General features: G+C 69.3%; 9 protein-coding genes, 2 tRNA genes and 3 pseudogenes. 11 read left to right on the top strand and 3 right to left on the bottom strand.

What is annotated here, in order from left to right:
- The first annotated feature begins 18 nt into the window (after positions 1 to 18).
- The 6 genes and pseudogenes from topA to ACFYM2_RS01120 form a co-directional block, all read left to right on the top strand.
- The gene (gene topA / locus ACFYM2_RS01145; RefSeq protein WP_388832332.1) at positions 19 to 2,859 is read left to right on the top strand and encodes a type I DNA topoisomerase; all 2,841 of its coding nucleotides are present in this window, start codon (positions 19 to 21) and stop codon (positions 2,857 to 2,859) included.
- A 159-nt stretch (positions 2,860 to 3,018) separates the two neighbouring features.
- Entirely contained in the window at positions 3,019 to 6,354 is a 3,336-nt protein-coding gene (gene tmk / locus ACFYM2_RS01140; protein WP_388832329.1) for a dTMP kinase, read from the top strand.
- 257 nt (positions 6,355 to 6,611) lie between these two features.
- The gene (locus ACFYM2_RS01135) at positions 6,612 to 7,817 is read left to right on the top strand and encodes a DNA polymerase III subunit delta' (RefSeq protein WP_358994486.1); all 1,206 of its coding nucleotides are present in this window, start codon (positions 6,612 to 6,614) and stop codon (positions 7,815 to 7,817) included.
- 420 nt (positions 7,818 to 8,237) lie between these two features.
- Positions 8,238 to 9,797: an alpha/beta hydrolase gene (locus ACFYM2_RS01130; protein WP_388832326.1), complete on the top strand. Its 1,560-nt coding sequence runs from the start codon at positions 8,238 to 8,240 to the stop codon at positions 9,795 to 9,797.
- 95 nt (positions 9,798 to 9,892) lie between these two features.
- A tRNA-Thr gene (locus ACFYM2_RS01125) sits at positions 9,893 to 9,966 on the top strand.
- A gap of 138 nt (positions 9,967 to 10,104) precedes the next feature.
- A pseudogene (locus ACFYM2_RS01120) lies at positions 10,105 to 10,212 on the top strand (NUDIX hydrolase); the annotation flags it as partial.
- On the opposite strand, the pseudogene ACFYM2_RS01115 reads toward ACFYM2_RS01120, so the two are convergent.
- A pseudogene (locus ACFYM2_RS01115) lies at positions 10,200 to 10,756 on the bottom strand (HD domain-containing protein). The pseudogenes ACFYM2_RS01120 and ACFYM2_RS01115 sit on opposite strands and share 13 nt — an antisense overlap.
- A 128-nt stretch (positions 10,757 to 10,884) precedes the next feature.
- On the opposite strand from ACFYM2_RS01115, the gene ACFYM2_RS01110 reads away from it, so the two are divergent.
- The 3 genes from ACFYM2_RS01110 to ACFYM2_RS01100 all read left to right on the top strand — a co-directional run bounded on the left by ACFYM2_RS01110 (position 10,885) and on the right by ACFYM2_RS01100 (position 13,743).
- Positions 10,885 to 10,958 (top strand) — tRNA-Met (locus tag ACFYM2_RS01110).
- A gap of 209 nt (positions 10,959 to 11,167) precedes the next feature.
- Positions 11,168 to 12,772 (top strand): class I SAM-dependent DNA methyltransferase, encoded by a 1,605-nt coding sequence (locus ACFYM2_RS01105; RefSeq protein WP_388832323.1) that lies wholly within the window; start codon positions 11,168 to 11,170, stop codon positions 12,770 to 12,772.
- Positions 12,769 to 13,743 (top strand): hypothetical protein, encoded by a 975-nt coding sequence (locus tag ACFYM2_RS01100; RefSeq protein ID WP_388832320.1) that lies wholly within the window; start codon positions 12,769 to 12,771, stop codon positions 13,741 to 13,743. Before ACFYM2_RS01105 ends, ACFYM2_RS01100 begins: the two co-directional genes overlap by 4 nt.
- A 324-nt stretch (positions 13,744 to 14,067) precedes the next feature.
- On the opposite strand, the pseudogene ACFYM2_RS01095 reads toward ACFYM2_RS01100, so the two are convergent.
- Positions 14,068 to 14,596, bottom strand: a pseudogene (locus tag ACFYM2_RS01095) (UbiX family flavin prenyltransferase).
- A gap of 84 nt (positions 14,597 to 14,680) precedes the next feature.
- The gene (locus ACFYM2_RS01090) at positions 14,681 to 15,901 is read right to left on the bottom strand and encodes an alpha/beta hydrolase family protein (protein ID WP_388832317.1); all 1,221 of its coding nucleotides are present in this window, start codon (positions 15,899 to 15,901) and stop codon (positions 14,681 to 14,683) included.
- Positions 15,902 to 16,009: 108 nt separating this feature from the next.
- On the opposite strand from ACFYM2_RS01090, the gene ACFYM2_RS01085 reads away from it, so the two are divergent.
- Positions 16,010 to 16,612 carry a TetR/AcrR family transcriptional regulator C-terminal ligand-binding domain-containing protein gene (locus tag ACFYM2_RS01085; protein WP_388459743.1) on the top strand — a complete coding sequence of 201 codons (603 nt, stop codon included), beginning with the start codon at positions 16,010 to 16,012 and terminating at the stop codon, positions 16,610 to 16,612.
- Positions 16,613 to 16,959: 347 nt separating this feature from the next.
- Positions 16,960 to 17,691, top strand: coding sequence for a hypothetical protein (locus tag ACFYM2_RS01080; RefSeq protein WP_358994503.1), 732 nt, complete (start codon positions 16,960 to 16,962; stop codon positions 17,689 to 17,691).
- Positions 17,692 to 17,695 lie beyond the last annotated feature (4 nt).

The raw sequence follows: 17,695 nt of genomic DNA, 5'->3' as shown, positions 1-17,695 counted from the left end.
CCGGAGAGAAGAGCGAAGTTGTCCCCGACCAGCGAGACCGCAAAGGGCGGCCGCCGACTCGTCATCGTCGAGTCTCCTGCCAAGGCGAAGACGATCAAGGGCTACCTCGGCCCCGGTTATGTCGTCGAGGCGAGCGTCGGGCACATCCGCGACCTGCCGAACGGCGCCGCCGAGGTGCCCGAGAAGTACACCGGCGAAGTGCGTCGGCTCGGCGTGGACGTCGAACACGACTTCCAGCCGATCTATGTCGTCAACGCCGACAAGAAGGCGCAGGTCAGGAAGCTCAAGGAGCTCCTGGCCGAGTCCGACGAACTGTTCCTCGCCACCGATGAGGACCGCGAGGGCGAAGCCATCGCGTGGCACCTCCAGGAAGTCCTGAAGCCCAAGGTCCCCGTCCACCGGATGGTCTTCCACGAGATCACCAAGGACGCCATCCGGGACGCCGTCGCCAACCCGCGCGAGCTCAACCAGCGCATGGTCGACGCCCAGGAGACCCGCCGCATCCTCGACCGCCTCTACGGCTACGAGGTCTCGCCGGTCCTGTGGAAGAAGGTCATGCCGCGGCTGTCCGCCGGGCGCGTCCAGTCGGTGGCCACCCGACTCGTCGTGGAGCGGGAACGCGAGCGCATCGCGTTTCGTTCTGCTGAGTACTGGGACCTGACCGGGACGTTCGCGACCGGCAGGACGGGCGACGCCTCCGACCCGTCCACGCTGGTGGCACGGCTCAACACGGTCGACGGCCGGCGCGTCGCGCAGGGCCGCGACTTCGGTCCCGACGGACAACTCAAGAGCGATGTCCTGCACCTGGACGAGGCCAATGCGCGGGCCCTGGCCGCCGCGCTCGCCGACTCCTCCTTCGCCGTGCGCTCGGTGGAGTCCAAGCCCTACCGCCGCTCGCCGTACGCCCCGTTCCGTACGACGACGCTCCAGCAGGAGGCCTCGCGCAAGCTGGGCTTCGGTGCGAAGGCGACCATGCAGGTCGCCCAGAAGCTGTACGAGAACGGCTTCATCACCTATATGCGTACGGACTCCACGACGCTGTCGGACACGGCCATCACGGCCGCCCGGGCCCAGGTGACGCAGCTGTACGGCGCCGACTACCTGCCGGACAAGCCGCGTACGTACGCCGGGAAGGTCAAGAACGCGCAGGAGGCGCACGAGGCGATCCGTCCTTCGGGTGATCGTTTCCGCACCCCGGCCGAGACCGGTCTGACCGGCGACCAGTTCCGCCTCTACGAGCTGATCTGGAAGCGGACCGTCGCCTCCCAGATGAAGGACGCGGTCGGCAACTCGGTGACCGTGAAGATCGCGGGCCGGGCGAGCGACGGCCGGCAGGCCGAGTTCAGCGCGTCCGGCAAGACGATCACCTTCCACGGCTTCATGAAGGCGTACGTCGAAGGCGCGGACGACCCGAACGCCGAGCTCGACGACCGCGAGCGCCGGCTGCCGCAGGTGGCCGAGGGCGACGCCCTGTCGTCCCAGGAGATCTCGGTGGACGGCCACGCGACCAAGCCGCCGGCCCGCTACACCGAGGCCTCGCTGGTCAAGGAGCTGGAAGAGCGCGAGATCGGGCGTCCTTCGACGTACGCCTCGATCATCGGCACGATCCTGGACCGCGGCTATGTCTTCAAGAAGGGCACGGCGCTCGTCCCGTCGTTCCTGAGCTTCGCCGTGGTCAACCTCCTGGAGAAGCACTTCGGGCGGCTCGTCGACTACGACTTCACCGCCAAGATGGAGGACGACCTCGACCGCATCGCGCGCGGTGAGGCCCAGGCCGTGCCGTGGCTGAAGCGTTTCTACTTCGGCGAGGGCGACGCGGCCACGGCCGGCGCCGCCTCCTCCGCGGGCAACGGCGACGGCGACCACCTGGGCGGGCTCAAGGAGCTCGTCACCGACCTCGGCGCCATCGACGCCCGTGAGATCTCCTCCTTCCCCGTCGGCGAGGGGATCGTGCTTCGCGTCGGGCGCTACGGCCCCTATGTCGAGCGCGGCGAGAAGGACGCCGAGGGCCACCAGCGCGCCGACGTCCCCGAGGACCTGGCGCCCGACGAGCTGACCGTCGCGTACGCGGAGGAGCTGCTCGCCAAGCCGAGCGGCGACTTCGAGCTGGGCGTGGACCCGCTGAGCGGCCACCAGATCGTCGCCAAGGACGGGCGCTACGGCCCGTACGTCACCGAGATCCTGCCGGAGGGCACGCCGAAGACGGGCAAGAACGCGGTCAAGCCGCGCACCGCCTCGCTCTTCAAGTCGATGTCCCTGGACACGGTGACCCTCGACGACGCCCTCAAGCTCATGTCGCTGCCGCGCGTCGTCGGTGTGGACGCCGAGGGCGTCGAGATCACCGCACAGAACGGGCGCTACGGCCCGTATCTGAAGAAGGGCACCGACTCGCGCTCCCTGGAGAGCGAGGACCAGCTCTTCTCCATCACGCTCGATGAAGCCCTCGCGATCTACGCCCAGCCCAAGCAGCGTGGGCGCGCGGCCGCCAAGCCCCCGCTCAAGGAGCTCGGCGTCGACCCGGTCAGCGAGAAGCCGGTCGTGGTGAAGGACGGCCGCTTCGGCCCGTACGTCACCGACGGCGAGACCAACGCGACGCTCAGGACCGCCGACAGCGTCGAGGAGATCACGCCCGAGCGCGGTTTCGAGCTGCTGGCCGAGAAGCGGGCCAAGGGCCCGGCCAAGAAGACGGCGAAGAAGGCTCCGGCCAAGAAGACCGCCGCCAAGAAGGCCACCACGGCCAAGAAGGCCCCGGCCAAGAAGACGGCGGCCGCGAAGAAGACGACCACGGCCAAGAGGGCCGCCGCGAAGAAGGCCCCGGCCAAGAAGGCGGTCGCCAAGAAGGCCGCGCCGTCGGAGTAGGCGCGGGAGACCGGGCTGTTGACGGGGGGTCGGGGCAGGCGCCCCGGCCCCCCGTTCCGCTTCGAGCCCAGGGTGGCCCGGGCCGCGGCGCCCGCGGGCGCCCGCCCATATGTTCGGGCGCCCCCGCCGGGACCGGGGCGCTCCGGATAGGCTGGGCGGATGACGCGAGGAGCCGAGCAGCACCCAAGCTCTGAAGGATCAGGGGGAGTGAGTCCCATCTCCGAAGCCCTGGCAGCGGATTCACGCGAACGGGCGGTACGCGCCCTCTTGCGCATCCCCACGCTGCGGCGATTGTGGAGCGCGCAGCTCGTGGGCGGGATCGGCGACGTGCTCGCCGTGCTCGTCTCGCTGCTGCTCGGGTTGCAGGCCGCGCTGGCCCAGCAGTCCTTCGGGGGTGGTTACCGGGGGGCGGCGTTCGCCGTCGCCGCGGTGCTCGGAGCCAGGGCGCTCGCGACGGTGCTCTTCGGCGCCGTGCTGCTCGGCCCGGTCTCCGCGCTCACCGCGCCGAACGGCCCGCTCGACCGGCGCTGGACCATGGTCGGCGCCGACGGCGTCCGGGCCGCGCTCCTGATCGTCGCCCCGCTGTGGATCGACTGGACGCCGTCCCACGCCCTGCTCCTCATCCTTGTCACCGCCTTCCTCGTCGGCGTCGCCGAACGGCTCTGGACGGTCGCCAAGGAGAGCGCGGCGCCCGCGCTGCTGCCCGCGCCGCCCCTGGAAGGCGCCGCCGTCCGGCCGTTGCCCGACCATCTCGGCGCGCTGCGGCGCCTGTCACTGCGTACGACCTTCGTGGCGATCCCCCTGGGCGCGGCGGCCCTGCTCGTCGCGGCCCTCATCAGCAACCTGCTGGGCACGGGCGTCGACTGGTTCAAGCTGCACCAGGCCGCGCTCGCCTCCTACCTCGCCGCCGGACTCTTCGCCGCGTCGATCTCCGTCGTCGCCCTGCTCGAACTCCCGGACACCCAGACGCCGCGCGCCCGTTCACCCCTGGAGGGGCTGCGCAGGCCCAGCACCGGCAACGGCCCCGACAAGGGACGCACCGGCGCGGTGCCGCTTCTGGTGCTCGCGTGCGCCTCGGTCGCCGGCGCCATCGCCGCGGCCGCGTCCGTGGCCGTACTGCACGCCGTGGACCTGGGCGGCGGCCCGGCCGCGTTCGCCCTGCTCGTCCTCGCCCTGACCGGCGGCACGGTGCTCGGCATCCGTGGCGCCGCCAAGATCCTTCCGGTGCTCTCGCGCCGACGGCTGCTGTCGTTCGCCGTCACGATCACCGGGGTCGCGCTGCTGGCCATGGGCCTGGTGCCCGACCTCGCGACGGTTTTGTTCATCGCGCTGACCGCGGGCGTCGCCGCCGGTGTCGCCGCCAACACCGGGCACGTACTGATCGACCAGGAGACCGAGGAGTACCGCAGGGCCCGCGTCGGCGACCACCTCCAGGCGGTCGTACGGGTCTCGGTCGGACTCGGCGCCATCGTCGCGCCGCTGCTCGCCGCGGCCATCGGCAGCCACCGGGTCGAGTCGGGCTCATTCGTCTTCGCGCACGGCGGCGCCGGGTTCACGCTCATGCTGGTCGGCGCGCTGCTGTTGCCGCTGGCCGCCGTCGTGCTCGCCAAGGCGGACGACCGCCAGGGCGTGCCGCTGCGGCGCGATCTGCTGGACGCGCTGCGCGGCGCCGACCCCGAGCAGCGTCCGGCCGCGACCGGATTCTTCATCGCCATCGAGGGCGGCGACGGCGCGGGCAAGTCCACGCAGGCCGAAGCGCTCGCCGAGTGGATCCGTGCCAAGGGCCACGAGGTCGTGGTGACCCGCGAGCCCGGCGCCACGCCGGTGGGCAAGCGGCTGCGCTCGATCCTGCTCGACGTGTCGTCGGCGGGCCTGTCCAACCGCGCCGAGGCGCTGCTGTACGCGGCCGACCGCGCGGAGCACGTCGATTCGCTGGTGCGCCCCGCCCTTGAGCGTGGCGCCATCGTCATCTCGGACCGCTACATCGACTCCTCCGTCGCCTACCAGGGGGCCGGTCGTGATCTGTCTCCGACCGAAATCGCCCGGATCAACCGGTGGGCAACTGGCGGTCTCGTACCGAATCTGACCGTTCTGCTCGATGTTTCGCCCGAAGCGGCTCGCGAGCGCTTCACCGAGGCACCCGACCGGCTCGAGTCGGAGCCGCCGGAGTTCCACGGCCGGGTCAGGTCGGGATTCCTCACCCTCGCCGCCGCCGACCCCTCCCGCTATCTGGTGGTCGACGCGGGCCAGGAGCCCGAGGCCGTCACCACGGTCGTACGCCACCGGCTCGACCGGATGCTGCCACTCTCCGAGGCCGAGATCAGGGCCCAGGAGGAGGCGCGCAAGAAGGCCGAGGAAGAGGCCAGGAAGCGCGCCGAGGAAGAGGCCGCGCGCAAGGCGGAGGAAGAGCGTCTGGAGCGCGAGCGCCAGGCCCAGCTCGCCAAGCTGCGCGCCGAGGAAGAGGAGCGCAAGCGGCGCGAGCTGGAGGAGGCGCGCCGCCTGGAGGAGGAGCGCAAGGCGGAGGAGGCCCGCCGACGGGCCGAGGAGGCCAGGCGGCTCGCCGAGGAGGAGCGGGTCAGGCGCGAGGCCGAGGAGAAGGCGCGCGAGGCCGAGCAGGAACGCCTGCGCAAGCAGGCGGAGGAAGAGGCGAAGCTGCGGGCCGAGGCGGAGGCGCGCCGCCTGGAGAAGCAGCGCAAGGCCGAGGCGGCGCTGCTGCGTGCCGAGGAGGCCCGTCGCCTGGCGGAGTCCGCCGCGGCGGCGGCGGCCAAGGCGGCCGCCAGGGAGACCGGGGCCGGCACGACGACGGCGTCCCGTTCGACGGGCCCGGCCGGCTCGGGTTCGCGGGGTCCGGCCGACGGGACCGGCGCCGCCGGCCCGTCCGCCCCGGCGTCCGAATCGGAGTCCGAGGTCACCGTGACCACTCCCGTCATCAGCCCCAACGAGGTGACCCAGCCGGTACCGGTCGCCGAACCCGGCGAGGTCACCCAGCCCGTGCCGGTGGCCGAGCCGGAGCCGCGCGACGCGACGGGCACCGCCGGGGCCCCGGCCGCGCGCGGCAGTGACGCCGAGGAGACCACCGTGCTGCCGTCGGTGCAGGACCCGGCAGCGGGCGGGGCGCGCGGCACCGGCCGGAACACGGACCGGAACGCCGGGCGCCGGGCCCCGCGCGACGCCGAGGAGACGGCGGTGCTGCCTCCGGTGCGCGACGCCGAGGAGACGGCGGTACTGCCCGCGGTGCGCGGCGGCGATCCGGCGGACCGGGTGCCACCGGGCCTGTTCCGCGACGAGCACGGCGCGGGCCACCACGATGACGGAGGCAACGAGCGCACCCGCGAGCTGCCCCAGATCGATCCGGCCACCGGCAAGGAGCGCCCGCGCCCCCGTCCGGACTGGGCGGAGGAGACCCCGCTGGACGACCTGCCCTCGCTGGCGGACGAGCTCCTGGGCCCGCACGAGGGCGACGAGGACAACCCGCGGGGTGGGCGGCGCCGCTGAGCGGGCGGCGCCCCTGACCGGGCCGGGCCTCGCCCAGTGAGGCTGCCCGTACCCCGGGCATTCGTGCTGGCACGCAGACCACATTGCGTGCCAGCACGATCGTTTTGGGCCCCCGGATTTTCTACAGTTTTCAGTGCCGCGCCAAGGCGGCCGGCCCATCGCCCGTCCGACCTGCGGCGTTCCGCGCTCTGGCGCCCGCTGTCAGTGGGGTGGCGCACAATGGGCGCAGCAGTGACGGAGGGACGGAGGGGCAGCGGATGACCGTGTGGGACGACCTGGTGGGCCAGGAACGCGTGCAGGAGCAGCTGGGTGCCGCCGCCCGGGACGCCGACGCGCTCATCACCGCCGAGCGTTCCGGCCAGCCACGCCCCGAGGCGTCGAAGATGACGCACGCCTGGCTGTTCACCGGTCCGCCCGGCTCCGGCGGTCCCACCGCCGCCCGCGCCTTCGCGGCCGCCCTCCAGTGCGTCAGCCCGGACCGCGCGCTCGGCGGCGTACCGGGCTGCGGATTCTGCGACGGCTGTCATACGGCTCTGATCGCCACCCACGCCGATGTCACGGTCGTCACCACCGAAGGCCTCACCATCGGCGTCAAGCAGACCCGTGAGCTGGTGCGCGGCGCCCAGATGTCGCCGTCCGGCGGCCGCTGGCAGGTGATCATCGTCGAGGACGCCGACCGGTTCACCGAGCAGGCGGCCAACGCGGTCCTCAAGGCCGTGGAGGAGCCCGCCCCCCGCACGGTGTGGCTGCTCTGCGCGCCCTCCCTTGAGGACGTGCTGCCCACCATCAAGTCCCGCTGCCGTCATCTCACCCTGCGCACACCGCCGGTCGAGGCGGTCGCCGATGTGCTGATCCGGCGCGACGGCATCGAGCCGGAGGCCGCGTACGCGGCGGCCCGTGCCACCCAGGGGCACATCGGCCGGGCCCGCCGCCTGGCCACCGACGCCTCGGCCCGGGCCCGGCGGGCCGCGGTCTTGAAGGTGCCGCTGCGGGTCGACGACGTGGGCGGCTGCCTCAAGGCCGCGCAGGAGCTGGTGGACACCGCGTCGGAGGACGCCAAGCAGATGGCTGAGGAGGTCGACGTCAAGGAGACCGAGGAGCTCAAGGCGGCGATGGGCCAAGTCGCCGGCGGCCGCATGCCACGGGGCACGGCCGGCGTGATGAAGGAGCTGGAGGACAAGCAGAAGCGCCGCAAGACCCGCACCCAGCGCGACAGCCTGGACCTCGCGCTCACCGAGCTGACCGGCTTCTACCGCGACGTTCTCGCGCTGCAACTGGGCACGGGGGTGGCGATCGCCAACGAGGACGTACGGGACGCGGTCGACCGGGTGGCCCGCGCCTCGGGCCCCGAGCGCACCCTGCGCCGCATCGAGTCGATCCTGGCCTGCCGCGACGCGCTCGACCGCAATGTGGCCCCTCTCCTGGCGATGGAGGCGATGACCTTGTCCCTCAGAACGGGTTGACCGAGCGGGGTTGAGCGACCGGGGCGGGCCGGGCCGAGCGGGCCGAGCGGGCCGACCGGGATGGGCCGACCGGACGGGCCGAGCGGGGCGGGCCGACCCGGCGGGTCAACCGGGGGAGCTGACCGACGCGGTTGGCCGAGCAGCTGACCGAGCGCCCCGGTTGCCGCCGAGCGCCCCGGTTGGCCGCCGAGCGCCGCTGGTGGGCTGGCGAGTGCCCCGGTCGGCCGGGCCGGCCCGGTGCACCCAACGCGCGCAGGCCCGACGACGGCAGCCGCCGCCCTGCCCGACGGCCGCAGCCTCCGCCCCGCCCCGACGGCCCGCTGTCGCTTCGGCGACGCGACAACGGGCCCGGGTCGGCGGGTTCACCCGTACGAGCCGCGCGCGGCGTGCAACGCGTCACTGGACGGCTACGCTCCGGAGATGGACTCCAGGCGCCTGCTCCGTACTTCAGCCATCGCCGTCGCGACCGCCGGGCTGCTCATCTCCGGCTGCTCGTCGGGCAGTTCGTCCACGTCGGCGAATGCCTCGGGGCACGCCGCCATCAAGGCGGGCCCGGCCGACGCGCCGTCGGCCGAAGACCTCGCCGCCTACACCACGCAGAAGCTGACGTGGCGGGCGTGCGGGGTCGCCACGTTCGAGTGCGCCACGATGAAGGCGCCGCTGGACTACGCCAAGCCGGCGGGTGCCTCCATCAAGCTCGCGGTGGCCCGCGTGAAGGCGACCGGCCCGGGCAATCGCATCGGATCGCTCATGGTCAACCCGGGCGGCCCGGGCGGCTCCGCCATCGGCTATCTCCAGTCGTACGCGGGCCTCGGCTACCCCGCGCCGGTACGGGCCCAGTACGACATGGTGGCCATGGACCCGCGCGGCGTGGCGCGCAGCGAGCCCGTCGAATGCCTCACGGGCCCGCAGATGGACGCGTACACGGAGGTCGACCAGACCCCCGACGACGCGGCCGAACAGGCCGCCCTGACCAAGGCGTTCAAGGACTTCGCGCACGGCTGCCAGACCAAGTCCGGCACGATTCTGCCGCACGTGTCCACGGTCGAGGCGGCCCGCGACATGGACATCCTGCGGCAGGTGCTCGGGGATCAGAAGCTCCACTACGTGGGCGCCTCGTACGGCACCTTCCTCGGTGCCACCTACGCCGAGCTCTACCCGGCCCGCGTCGGCCGGCTCGTCCTGGACGGCGCGATGGACCCGTCGATCTCGTCCCTGGAGATGAACCGCGACCAGACCGCGGGCTTCGAGACGGCCTTCAAGTCGTTCGCCGCTGACTGCGTCAAGCAGAAGGAGTGCCCGCTGGGCACCGAGTCCGTGGAGGACGCGTCGGACCGGCTGCGGACGTTCTTCAAGTCCGTGGATGCCAAGCCGGTCCCCACCGGCCAGAGCCGACAGCTCGGTGAAGCCCTGGCCACCACGGGCGTGATCGCCGCGATGTACGACCAGGCGGCGTGGCCCGAGCTGCGGACCGCCCTGGCCCACGCCATGAACCACGACGGCGCGGGCCTGCTGGCGCTGGCGGATTCCTACTACGAGCGCGACGCGAAGGGCAAGTACGCCAACCTCATGTTCGCCAACGCGGCCGTGAACTGCCTGGACCTGCCGCCGTCCTTCGCAGGCCCGGCCGAGGTGACGGCGTCCCTGCGCTCCTTCGAACAGGCCTCGCCGGTCTTCGGCGCGGGCTTCGCGTGGTCGAGCCTGAACTGCGCGTACTGGCCGGTCAAGGCCACCGGGTCGGCCCACCGCATCGAGGCGAAGGGCGCCGCCCCGATCCTGGTCGTCGGCACCACCCGCGACCCGGCCACCCCGTACAAGTGGGCCGAGTCCCTGGCGGGCCAGCTCTCCTCCGCCACCCTGCTCACCTACGAGGGCGACGGCCACACCGCGTACGGCCGGGGCAGCGACTGCATCGACACCGCGATCAACACCTACCTCCTGGACGGCACCCCGCCCGCCAAGGGAAAGCGCTGCTCGTAGCCGGTGCCGCCCCCGCTCCGGCCATGGTCAGGACCACTCCAGAAACTGTGTAGACTTGGCGACGCTGCTGCTCGCACCATGGTGCGCAGAGCGGTGCCGCCTTAGCTCAGTTGGCCAGAGCAACGCACTCGTAATGCGTAGGTCTCGGGTTCGAATCCCGAAGGCGGCTCTGTAGAAGCCCCAGGACTCACTCGCCGTGACCTGGGGCTTTTGCTTTTATTGGATACGTCGGCGGCGCCGGGCACGGGCCGCGCGGCGGTCCCCAGTCTCAGTTCTAGTCTCAGTCGCGGGCTTGGGCGCCGATTCCGGCGTCCGCTTCGTCCAGCCGGCCGACCTCGACCAGTACGACATCCACCCCAGCATGCGCCTGCAGATCGGCGACTACCTCGCCGGCACCTACCCCTACCTCGGGTGAGCCGCCAGCACCGCCTCCACCCGTCCCATGGCGGCGAAGATCTGGCGCCGCCCGACGGATGAACCGCCCGACCACGCTGTCGTCCCCGCAGCGGCCCAGGATCTCCGCGACCCGGTCCTCGGCGGTGGTCCGACCGTCGTCGGGCATGGTCGTCATGTCGCAGTACACGAGCGCGTCCACCAGCAGAGGTTCCTCCAGCAGCGGAAACTCGCTCGCGAGTTCGTCCCGCAGCTCCCGCTCGGCTTCCAGGAGCGCGAACGAGTGGTTGGCCACCAGCCGCACCAACCGCTCGTCGGCACTGTGCTCGTCGCGAGGAACCGGGCCCCATGCAGCGGGTGGAACCCAGTCGTGGCCAAGCGCGGCGCGTATCCGACGTCGTGCAGCGTGGCGGCGACGACGAGGAGGCCGGCGTCCTGGCCGAGAACCTGATCTACTTCGACCGCGTGTTTGGCCACTCCCTGCGTATGCGCTCACCTGCGTGGAAGCGCGCTGTGAGCTCAGCTTCCGCGACCTGCGTCGCCCACTCCTTGATCAAATCACCCATGCCTGGCTCTCTGCCCAGGACGTAGTCGGCCCACGCACTCGGCGTCAGTCATACGCGCCCCACAAGCGGCCTCATCGGAACAAGGCTCCTGATCGTGCTCGATCATGGCGTAGGGTGGTGTCTACCGACGCGGGGTGGAGCAGCTCGGTAGCTCGCTGGGCTCATAACCCAGAGGTCGCAGGTTCAAATCCTGTCCCCGCTACGAGATGCGGCCCAGTGCATATGCGCTGGGCCGCACTATTTTCAGCAGCGCTTCCCGCGTCCCTCATCCGCTTCCGGCTTCACCTGGTCCACATCACTCGGTAGCGGCAGCACGCAAGCCCCCTTCGGTCACCTGCCCAGGTCTTCCACACATAGTTCCAGGGGTGAGGCATGGGGTAGCGACTGGCGGCGTGCCGCTAGAGTCGCAGGGTGACTGACGACGCTACTCCCACCCGCACCCGGAGCGGCCCCGAGCATCAGCTGGTGCGGGTGCCGACGATCAAGCGCCTCGTGGAGGCGGGCTGGGATTCGGCCCAGCTGCAATGGAAGCCGGAATGGCGGGTACCGCAGTCGCCTCACGATGCCGCGAAGAGGGAAGAGGGAAAGTCTTTCGCGGGATGGCCCGTAGACCTCGCCCTCTTTGATGACGTGCGTCACGCTGGCGACTGGGAGCATATTCTCGTCATCTGCGAATTCAAGCAGCCCACGCTTGATTCAGGCGTATCGCAGCTCGAGATTTATCTCAATCGCGAACCGCGTGCGCGAATGGGTTATTGGACCAACGGCACCGAGGATGTCAGGGTCTATAAACTGGCCGATGGCAGGTTCCAGTACGTCCGCAATCATGGTTTGCCGCAGCCTGACGAAGAATTCACGCGTCCGTCCGAGAAACCGCTGACTTTCAGCGACTTGGGCACGCCGAAAAACGGCCAGCTGCGTTCCATTTTTAGTCGTCTCCTAGATGTGGTGGTTGCGCGAGACAGCCGCTCAACTCGCTCGGAGTCTCAGCTCAACGAGCTCTGCAATCTCCTATTGCTCAAGCTCGAGTCGGACGAGAACTCCTCCTATGACCCCGACAGGCCGGTCAAATTCCAGCTCTCCCGTGCAGGAGAGGCTGTCACGGCGAAGGCGATGCGGGAGCAGTTCGAAGCCCTTAAGAGGTTCCGTCCAGAGGTATTCGCTGAGCATCGAGAAGGGGCACTTGAGCTCGATGATCACACCATTCAGGAAGCAGTTTACGAGCTCTCCAATCTGAACCTGAAGGACGTAGGACCTGAAGCAATTTCTTCCGCCTTCCAGGTCTTCCGAAGAGCAAATCTAAAGGCAGGAGAGGGGCAGTACTTCACTCCGCAACGAGTTATCGCTGCTGCGGTGAAGATGATGGATATCCGCCTCGAGGACCGGATTATCGATCCGGCCTGCGGAACCGGAGGGTTCCTCACCGAGGCATTCCTCTCTCTGATCGACAAGATTCCTTCCGGGGATTCTGCTGCAGCGGCGCGGACTTGGGCGCACCGGAATGTCTATGGCGTCGACAAAGACTCCATCAACGTGAAGTTGACCCGAGCGATCATGGTTGGCCTCGGTGTCGGATCTGTCAATATCCACATCGGTGACTCCATAAGGGAAGACCGTTGGGCCAAGGATTACCCCCAACTTGAGCGAAGCCTGAGCGACGGATCCTTTACGGTCGTCATCACGAACCCCCCATTCGGAAAGAACCTCAAGGTCAGCAAGGTAGACGCACGTCGAAATGGATACGACATCGCGGCTGCGGCTAGTCGAAGGAAGGGCGAGTACGCGGATCTCGAGATCGGCCTCGTCTTCCTCGAGCGCTCTTACAGGTTGCTGACGAAGGGCGGACGACTCGGTATCATCCTGCCCGAGACGTACTTCTTTTCTCCAACGTACAAGTGGTTGCCGGAATGGTTGAGTGAACGCTTCATTTTGCGGGGTGTTCTGAATATTCCGATGGAAGCGTTTCAGGGGTTCTGTCGAGCGAAGACGAACTTCTACGTCTTTGAGAAGAAGTGATTTCCATGGTACATAAGCCTGCTTGGTTCCGAGATGGGGAAGTATTCGTTTCCTACGCCGCGACTGTCGGCATCAACAAGGACGGTGAAGATCTCTTCGTTGTTGATCCGGTCACGGGAAATCGAACGAATGTAATCGACGACCAGATCGCTGCCGATGTCACGGCGCTGATGGATGATCTCGATACTACGGAAAGCAGTCGCTGGGTAGGGGTGAGTGACCTCACCAGCCAGTTTACCGCAGTCCCCAATTATTTTGACGAGCGTCCGCAGCGTGAGTTCTTCACACTCATGGATTCCCCTGAGATGGAAGGATTTACAAGTGCGTCGATTGGCGAGCTGATCGAGGGCGAAATCCTGATCGGGATGAGTGGGCACGGCAGTCCCTCGGCCGACTTCCGAACCGGGCTCGTTCCGTACATCAAGGTCTCGGATATTCGTGCCGGCCAGGTGAATATCAACCCCACGAATCGTGTCCCGGATGTAGTCGCCGAGAAGTTTTGGAAGGGGAGCGTGTCTGGGCTCGAAGAGTACGACCTCATTACCCCGATCCGAACCAGCAAGAACATCGGGGACTTTGCTGTAATCATGCCCGGGCAGGAGCGTGTGGTTCTGACGAAGGAGGTTCTGGTGCTGCGGGCATCAGAATCTGCTCCGTTCGACAACTTCTACCTCTTGTGGGCGATGACACTGAAGGCAGTTCGGCGGCAGTGGGACCGAATCGTTTTCATGCAGACCAATCGCGAGGATGTCGGGCGACGGTATGTGGAAATTCGCATCCCGGTTCCACCGAGCCGTGAGGTAGCGGACGATGTGTCCAAGGCGTTTCGGGAGTACTACCTGGGCACGCAGCGGTTGCGGGAGAATTTCGTGAACTATCTCGCGAGTGATGACAAGCATCACATCTTCATGTCGACTGGTGCCGCAGTGGCTGAGGAATTCGACGATGAGGTAGACGCCGGCCTCGAGTAGGGCGTGGGGTGCGGGCGCGGGGCACTGGCTCTGGGCGCCGCGTGTTGCTAAGCGCTCGCAGGGCGGCCAGGCAGGCCGCCGTCCTGCTCATGGACGCGGGGTATCGGCAAGCGATCCAGCGTCGCGTCCTCGCCGAGGAGGATGTTCTGCTTGCAGGGGGCCTCGTCGCGGGACACGGGCTTGGGCGGCACCGGAGGCATGTCCCGGGTCGTCGCCGGCGTGTCCACGAGCTGCGCGGCCGTCAGATCCGGAGGAAGCCCAAGGGAGAGCGCGACACGGGCGAGCGGTGTGCCGGGCGCGGAACTCAGCGAGGCGGGTGCGCCATCAGGCGGAAGCCGGGATCGGCCCCGCTGACATGCCCTCCCAGCGCCGGGCCCGTGTCGAGGCGATGGCGAACTGGTCGCAGATCCTCGCCACGATGTGGTCGACGATGTCGTCCACGGTGGCGGGGTGGTTGTAGAAGGCGGGCATGGGCGGCACGATGGCGGCGCCCATGCGGGCCAGGCTGAGCATGTTGTCCAGGTGGATCTCGCTCAGCGGGGTCTCGCGGGGGACGAGGACCAGCTTCCGGCGCTCCTTGAGGGTGACGTCCGCGGCGCGGGCCACCAGACCGTCGGCGTACCCCGTGCGTATCCCGGCGAGCGTCTTCATGCTGCACGGGACGACCACCATCCCGTCGGCGGGGAACGAGCCGGAGGCGATGGACGCCCCCTGGTCGTCGGGGGAATGGACGACGTCGGCCGGAGCCGCGACGTCGCGGGTACTCATCACTCATCCCGGTCTCCAGCTCGACGGTGGCCCGCGCCCAGCGCGTCAGCACCAGGTGCGTCTGCACATCGGGATGGCGCCCCAGTTCCTGAAGGAGCCGGACTCCCCGTACGGAGCCAGGGCCCCGTCGTACGGAGCCGGGGCCGTCACGGCGCCGGGTCGTCCGCTGTCAGGCGGTCGCCCTGAGGGTGGTGTCGAGCCAGTCGTAGATGCGGGCCTGGGACAGGCGCATGGCGCCGGGGTGACAGTGGGCGCCGGACCCCTCCTCTGCGGTGAACACCATGAGGGTCTTGGGGCAGGTGAGGTGGGCGTAGAGCTGTTCGGGCTGGCCCTTGAAGAACATGTCCTCCTCGGCGTCACAGACGAGGGTGGGGCACTGGATCTGTTCGGCGATGCCGTCGGCGAGGGTGTAGTCGAGGTAGGAGGCGTTGAAGGCCCGGGGGGTGTCGACGCCCATGACGTACATGCCGTGGTTGATCGCCCAGCGTGCGATCGGGTCCGTGGTCATGAGCCGCGCCATGGCGGCGTCGAGTTCGGGAGCGGACCGCGCGCGCAGGAGCCGCTCGGCCTCCTCGCGGGTGCCGGGGATGTTGCGCGCGGAGGTCTCGCCGAGGTCGTAGAGGCCGTCGACGGCGACCAGCGCGGCCAGACGGTGCTCGAACGCGGCGGCCCTGGGCGCGAGGACCCCGCCCATGCTGATCCCGAGGAGCGCGATACGGCTGTTGTCGACTTCCGGGAGGGTTTCGGCGAAGTCCACGACGGGGGTGATGACGTTCTCCCAGTCGGGGCGGAAGACCAGACCCTGGTGGTGGCGCGGCCCGGGCATGCCGGGGCCGTCGAAGACCAGCACGGTGTAGCCGCGCTCGACACCGGCCATCGCCCCGAAGAAGTGCAACTCCTCGGCGGTGCCGTCGAAGCCGTTGTGCATGATCAGCGTCGGCCGCGGTGTCCCGGAGTCGTCGGCGCGGTAGAGGTAACCCGGCAGGGTGGTGTCCTCGTACGGGATGGAGACCGGCTCGATGGCCGGGGTGAACAGCGCCGCCGCCGCCCGGTAGCAGGCCACGCTGCGGTCGTAGGCGTCGTCGTGGCGGGGGTCGCACGGGTTGCCGTGCAGAAAGAACTCCGCCGAGCGGTAGTAGTTCGACGCCCGCAGGAACCCGTCCCGGGCGCTGACCTCGTGGCCGGCCGCCAGCGCCTTCTCGGCCTCGGCGGACACCCGGTCCGCGGTGGCCGACCACTCGGTGTACCAGCTGTCGTAGTCGCCCTCGGTGATCCGCTCACCGGTCGAGACGACCTCGCCGACGTCCGCGCCGCCATAGGCGATGTGGCTCATCGACCGCAGGGTCTCGTACCAGAACTGGATGTTGTTCGGAAACAGCAGCTGCTTCATCGCGCACACTCCGCTCGTCGCAAGCACTGATCTGTGCTTACGGCGAGGACTGTAGACCCATCAGGGGCTATGAAGCAAACATCTGTGCTTAACGCTTATGATGGGAGGGTGACTGCGAAACCACCCGTCGAACGCATCCGCAAGAGCCCCGCGCAGGTCCGCGCGGCCGTCCACCAGGCGGTCATCGACCTGCTCTGCGACCCGGCGGGCGAGGACCTCAACATCCCCGCGATCGCCCAACGCGCCGGCGTCAACCACAGCAGCGTCTACCGGCGTTGGGGCAGCCTCGACGCGCTCCTGGCCGACGTGGTCACCACCCGCCTGGAGCGCGACTCACCGCTGACCGACACCGGCACCCTGCGCGGCGACCTTCTCGTATGGGCCGAAGCCAGCGCCGCGAGCATCCGCACGCCCGAAGGACGCGCCCTCGTGCGCGCCGTCATCCTGTCCATGCCGAACAGCACCCAGGCCCAGGCCGAGCGTGCGCAGCACTTCCAGCGCCGCATGCACTCCATCGAGCAGATCCGCCGGCGCGCCACGGCCCGAGGCGAGAACCCGCCGCCCCTGGAGCAGATCCTCGACCAGCTGATCGCGCCCTTCTACATCCGGGCGATCTTCGGCATCGACCTGCCCGCCACCGGCTACTCCGAACTCCTCGTCGACCGCCTGCTCAGCACCGGAAGTGGTCCAGGCCCGGGTGCGTCGACCTGACGGATCCGTTCCGTGGTCGGCGGTGGTGACGCTGCGCCCTCAGGGGGCGGGGTGTGGTGGAAACCGATGCCGGGTGGGTGGTCGCAGGCGGCTGGAACGGGGCGTGGACATGCTGCACACCTCCGCCGCAACAAGACCGTAGGCCCTCCAGTACTATCCGCTCGACAAGCGAGGGGAACACTGCTCCCGTTCTGAGCGTCACGCCGTTCGGGACGGCGCTGCACCGTCATGCCGTTCCTGGGCAGGACGCGGCGGTGCGCAATGGATCCCTCTGTGCCCTCATGGTCGCGGTTCGTCCTCCAGCCTCTCCGGCCGGGCACATCTCTCATAGCCTCAGAAGGTTCTCCATGCGTCGGATACCCACCACCGCTGCCCTCCTCGCCGTCGCGGCGCTTCCGCTGTCCCTGACCGCCTGTTCGTCGGGCAGCTCGGCGTCCGCGGGTGCCGCGAAGCCGGCCACCCCTCCTGGGACCCCCAAGGCCGCCGAGGACCCCAATGCGGGCCTGGCGACCGGCAGTCAGCTGAAGAAGGCCCTGGCCCCCGCTTCGTTCTTCGGTGCCGGATACGCGGTGGACGATGCCGGGGTGCGCGACTCGGGGCCCATGTACCAGGAGCCGAGCAACTCGCCGGTCTCTCCGGGCAAGCCGGACTGCACCAAGTTCTCCGGTACCAGCTGGATAACGGTCACCGGAGACGGCGGTGTCTCCTTCGCGCAGAACGACTACGCGAACAAGAACACTTCCGCCCAAATGGCCCAGGAGATCGACGTGTTCAGGGGAACGGACGCCGCGACCGTTCTCCAGCACCTGGAGAAGGCGACCGCTGCCTGCCCGACCTTCAAGGACGCCGACACGAAGACGATGGTCAAGGTCAAGGGCGCGGCGACCACCGGCCTCGGCGACGAGGCGTACACCGTGACGCTCACCGACCCGGCCTGGCAGAACGGTTCGACATTGATCGCGGTGCGCCGGGGCACGGCTGTGGTGACGGTCCTGTCGACGGCCGGCCACGACAACGGCCTCGCGACCGCGAAGAAACTGGCAGCGCGGGTGACGGGCGCGCTGGGCGCGGAGCGCTGAGCGC

This window comes from Streptomyces sp. NPDC006711, from assembly GCF_042869775.1.
Lineage (GTDB): Bacteria > Actinomycetota > Actinomycetes > Streptomycetales > Streptomycetaceae > Streptomyces.
This window is presented reverse-complemented; position numbering and strand designations above follow the sequence as displayed.